Origin of the sequence: Brenneria roseae subsp. americana, assembly GCF_003115815.1 — a bacterium.
GTDB lineage: Bacteria > Pseudomonadota > Gammaproteobacteria > Enterobacterales > Enterobacteriaceae > Brenneria > Brenneria roseae.
Genome location: NZ_QDKJ01000034.1, coordinates 1 through 4,617, shown reverse-complemented (window position 1 = coordinate 4,617; position 4,617 = coordinate 1). Strand labels below are relative to the sequence as shown.

The 4,617-nt window shown below is 56.5% G+C and carries 1 protein-coding gene; it reads left to right on the top strand.

The annotated features are described in order from the left end of the window. On the top strand, positions 1–4,617 hold a 4,617-nt coding region (locus B4923_RS20975; RefSeq protein WP_342752581.1), incomplete at both ends, for a beta strand repeat-containing protein.

Here is a 4,617-nt window from a genome sequence, read left to right as displayed (position 1 = left end):
GCTACCAGCAGGGCGAGGAAGCGCTGACCATCGGCATTAAAGAGACCGCTGGCGGCAACTTTGAAGCGCTGGATACGACAAGCACAACCACCACTACGGTGGTCGATAACAGCGACGCTACTACCCTGACGCTGGGCGATATCACGGTGGCGGAAGGTAGCGGCACGGCGACCATCGGGGCGACATTAAGCCAGCCGACCGACCGCGAATTTACCGTCACGTTAAGCAATGGCGCGACCATCACCTTTGCCGCCAACAGCGCGGTTGGCACCTCAACGGCGTTTGCGGTGCAGAATGACGATGTCTATCAGGACGGTGAAAGCTATACGGTCAGCGTGACCGACAGTGGTGCGCATAACTTTGAGCAACTGGACAGCAGCGATACCGCGACGGTCACTGTGACCGATACGGTAGATACCACCACGTTGACGTTGGGCGATATCACCGCGGCGGAAGGCAGTGGCACCGCGACCATCGGGGCGACCTTAAGCCAGCCGACCGATCGCGAATTTACCGTCACGCTCAGTAATGGCGCCACCATTACCTTTGCCGCCAACAGTGCCACCGGCACCTCAACCACCTTTGCGGTGCAGGGCGATGATATCTATCAGGACGGTGAAAGCTATACGGTAAGTGTCGTCAATGCCGGTGAACATAACTTCGAACAGTTGGATGTCAGCGATACTGCATCCGTCACCGTCACGGATACGGTAGACACCACCGCCATTACATTAAGCTCGGACAATCAGGTTATTGAAGGCGGCGCATTTACCGTGACCGCCACGGTCGGTGCGCCGGTGACCGGCAGCCCACTGGTCATTACGCTGAGCAACGATCAAACTATCACCATTCCTGTGGGCGAAAGTACTGGCACGGTGCAGATCGCGTCACGTGCCGATGATAGTTATCAGCAGGGCGAGGAAGCGCTGACCATCGGTATCAAAGAAACCGTTGGCGGCAACTATGAAGCGCTGGATACCAGTAGTACAACCACCACCACGGTAGTGGATAACAGCGATACCACCACGCTGACGCTGGGCGATATCACCGTGGCGGAAGGCAGTGGCACCGCGACCATCGGGGCGACCTTAAGCCAGCCGACCGACCGCGAATTTACCGTGACATTAAGCAATGGTGCGACCATCACCTTTGCGGCCAACAGTGCCACTGCGACCTCAACGGCCTTTGCGGTGCAGGGTGATGATGTCTATCAGGACGGTGAAAGCTATACGGTCAGCGTAACCGACAGTGGCGCGCATAACTTCGAGCAACTGGATAGCAGCGATACCGCGACGGTCACTGTGACCGATACGGTAGATACCACCACGTTGACGCTGGGTGATATCACGGTAGCAGAAGGTAGCGGCACGGCGACTATCGGCGCGACATTAAGCCAGCCGACCGATCGCGAATTTACCGTCACGCTCAGCAATGGTGCCACCATCACCTTTGCCGCCAACAGCACGGTTGGCACCTCAACCGCCTTTGCGGTACAGAATGACGATGTCTATCAGGACGGTGAAAGCTATACGGTAAGTGTCGTCAATGCCGGTGAACATAACTTCGAGCAACTGGACAGCAGTGATACTGCCACGGTGACGGTAACCGATACGGTAGATACCACCGCCATTACATTAAGCTCGGATAATCAGGTCATTGAAGGCGGCGCATTTACCGTGATCGCCACCGTCGGTTCGCCGGTCACCGGCAGCCCGCTGATCATTACACTCAGCAATGATCAGACCATCACTATCCTGGTAGGCGAAAGTACTGGCACGGTGCAGATCGCGTCACGTGCCGATGACAGCTACCAGCAGGGCGAGGAAGCGCTGACCATCGGCATTAAAGAGACCGCCGGCGGTAACTTTGAAGCGCTGGATACCAGTAGCACCACAACAACAACGGTGGTCGATAACAGCGACGCCACCACCCTGACGCTGGGTGATGTGACGGTAGCGGAAGGCAGCGGCACCGCGACCATCGGGGCGACCTTAAGCCAGCCGACCGATCGCGAATTTACCGTGACGCTCAGCAATGGCGCGACTATCACCTTTGCCGCCAACAGCGCGGTTGGCACCTCAACCGCCTTTACGGTGCAGAGCGATGATGTCTATCAGGACGGTGAAAGCTATACGGTAAGTGTCGTCAATGCCGGTGAACATAACTTCGAACAGTTGGATGTCAGCGATACTGCAACCGTCACTATTACGGATACGGTAGATACCACCACGCTGACGCTGGGTGATGTGACGGTAGCGGAAGGCAGCGGCACGGCGACTATCGGCGCAACATTAAGTCAGCCGACCGACCGCGAATTTACTGTCACCTTAAGCAATGGTGCGACCATCGCCTTTGCCGCCAACAGTGCCACTGCGACCTCAACGGCCTTTGCGGTGCAGGGCGATGATGTCTATCAGGATGGTGAAAGTTATACGGTTAGCGTGACTGACAGTGGCGCGCATAACTTTGAGCAACTGGATAGCAGCGATACGGCAACCGTGACGGTAACTGATACGGTAGATACCACCGCCATTACATTAAGCTCGGACAATCAGGTCACCGAAGGCGGTGCATTTACCGTCACCGCTACGGTAGGCGCCCCGGTCACCGGCAGCCCGCTGGTGATTACGCTGAGCAACGATCAAACTATCACCATTCCGGTGGGCGAAAGCACCGGCTCAATACAGATCGAAACGCGTGGTGACGATAGCTACCAGCAGGGCGAGGAAGCGCTGACCATCGGTATTAAAGAGACCGTTGGCGGTAACTTTGAAGCGCTGGATACGACCAGCACAACCACCACTACGGTGGTCGATAACAGCGATACCACCACGTTGACGCTGGGCGATATCACGGTAGCAGAAGGCAGCGGCACGGCGACTATCGGCGCGACATTAAGTCAGCCGACCGACCGCGAATTTACCGTGACGCTCAGCAATGGCGCGACTATCACCTTTGCCGCCAACAGCGCGGTTGGCACCTCAACCGCCTTTACGGTGCAGAGCGATGATGTCTATCAGGACGGTGAAAGCTATACGGTAAGTGTCGTCAATGCCGGTGAACATAACTTCGAACAGTTGGATGTCAGCGATACTGCAACCGTCACCGTCACGGATACGGTAGACACCACCGCCATTACATTAAGCTCAGATAATCAGATCACCGAAGGCAACGTATTTACCGTCACCGCCACGGTCGGTGCGCCGGTCACCGACAGCCCGCTGGTGATTACGCTGAGCAATGACCAGACCATCACCATTCCGGTAGGGGAAAGCAGCGGGTCGGTGCAGATCGCGTCGCGTGCCGATGATCGCTACCGGCAGGGTGATGAATCGATCACGGTTGGTAATAAAGAAACGTCCGGCGGCAACTATGAAGCGCTGGATACGACAAGTACCACCACTACCACAGTGGTGGATGACAATGATGCGACCAAAATTACGTTGGAAGGTCCTGATATCGTCACTGAAGGTGACGATATCACCATCACTGCTCGAGTCGAACTGCCTCCCCAGGGCACGGATTTGACCATTACATTGACTAATGGTCAAACCATCACTATCCCAGTTGGACAAACGGAAGGTTCTACAACTTATCCAGCCCGAAGTGATGATGTGCTGGTGCAGGGTGATATTTCACAAAGTGTTGGCATTGAAGGTAGTTCTGGCGGTAATTATGAAAATCTAGTGCATGGCGATCCTACTATTACCACTGTGCTGGATAACGACGTACCGGTTCTGACGGTGAGCGACGCGGGCGAGGTCAATGAGGGGAACGCGGCGACCTTTGATATGACATTGAGCAAGCCGGTGGACAACGCGACCACGCTGACTTTTACCCTGGGCGGCGGGAACATTACTTCCGCCGATATCGGCACGCCGACGGTGACTATTAACGGTCAGGGCGTACCGGTTAGCCAGAACGCCGATGGCAGCTACAGCCTGACGGTCCCAGCCGGGACCACCGGAGGGATCGTGGTGAGCGTGCCGACGGTGGAGGACGGCGTGTTTGAAGGTCGTGAGAACTTTACATTAAGCGCGGCGCTGAGCGGCCAGACAGCTGGCGGTACTGAACTACCGGTCGGGATTGGCGATAGCGGCGCGGCGATTATCATTGACAATGAGCTTCTACCCGCAATTGATGCCGTCAGTTTCAATCCGGATGGTGATCAGGTTATTGAGGGTGGCGTCTTGCTGTATCAGGTCACTTTGAACCATGCGTCGGCAACGGAAACGACATTCTCATTTACGCTGCGCAATACCGGCAGTACCGCAGATGAAACAGATATCCAGCGCGGCGACATCCGCTTTAGCCACGGGGTGACCTACGACGCGGCCAGCGGCACGATCAGCGTGCCGGCCGGGGTGACCGAGTTCGCGGTGTCTGTACCGACGGTGGATGACAATATTGCTGAAGCCGACGAGACGGTGATTGTGACGGTGGGCGATAAGTCTGCCACCGGCACCATTGTCGATAACGACGACGCGCCGACGGTTGACACGGTAACCTTTACCCCGGCGGGCGACACGGTGGTGGAAGGCCAGGACCTGACCTACACCGTCAAGCTGAGCAACCCGTCGTCCAGCGCCACCACCTTTGACTTTGTGCTGCGCAATA